At 47.9% G+C, this 710-nt stretch carries 2 tRNA genes and 2 rRNA genes; all 4 read right to left on the reverse strand.

The annotated features are described in order from the left end of the window. A 23S ribosomal RNA gene (locus BSF40_RS31330) occupies nucleotides 1–99 on the reverse strand; the annotation flags it as partial. A 245-nt stretch (nucleotides 100–344) separates the two neighbouring features. Beyond that, nucleotides 345–420, reverse strand: a tRNA-Ala gene (locus BSF40_RS31335). A 30-nt stretch (nucleotides 421–450) separates the two neighbouring features. Next, nucleotides 451–527, reverse strand: a tRNA-Ile gene (locus BSF40_RS31340). A gap of 81 nt (nucleotides 528–608) precedes the next feature. Further along, nucleotides 609–710, reverse strand: a 16S ribosomal RNA gene (locus tag BSF40_RS31345); the annotation flags it as partial.

Consider the following 710-nt stretch of genomic DNA (forward strand, 5'->3'; position numbering starts at 1 on the left):
AGTCTGTTTGCCGACTCCCCGAAGCTTTTCGCAGGCTACCACGTCTTTCATCGCCTCTGACTGCCAAGGCATCCACCGTATGCGCTTCTTCACTTGACCATATAACCCCAAGCAATCTGGTTATACTATGAAGACGACATTCGCCGAAAATTCGAATTTCTCAATTAAGAGAACTCACAAATTTTACCTTAGCCTGATCCGTTACCAGTGAAAGTAACGTTCAGTCTATCTTTCTATCACATACCCAAATTTTTAAAGAACGAACTAGTCAAAGACTAGAAATCAACATTCACCATCATCGATGGAATGCTCATTTCTAAGCTTTATACAATCAGAAGCAGTAGTGGTGGAGCCAAACGGGATCGAACCGTTGACCTCCTGCGTGCAAGGCAGGCGCTCTCCCAGCTGAGCTATGGCCCCGTATTTCTACAGGCGTTTCCCACACAAAATTGGTGGGTCTGGGCAGATTCGAACTGCCGACCTCACCCTTATCAGGGGTGCGCTCTAACCAACTGAGCTACAGACCCAATTTCGGGCTGCTTCTTATCGTCTTCTTCAATGAATCAAGCAATTCGTGTGGGAACTTATGGAGCAGCTGAGTCGTCGATTAAGGAGGTGATCCAGCCGCAGGTTCCCCTACGGCTACCTTGTTACGACTTCACCCCAGTCATGAATCACACCGTGGTAACCGTCCTCCCGAAGGTTAGACT

Origin of the sequence: Pseudomonas sp. ACN5 (genome assembly GCF_002303975.1) — a bacterium.
Lineage (GTDB): Bacteria > Pseudomonadota > Gammaproteobacteria > Pseudomonadales > Pseudomonadaceae > Aquipseudomonas > Aquipseudomonas laurylsulfatiphila.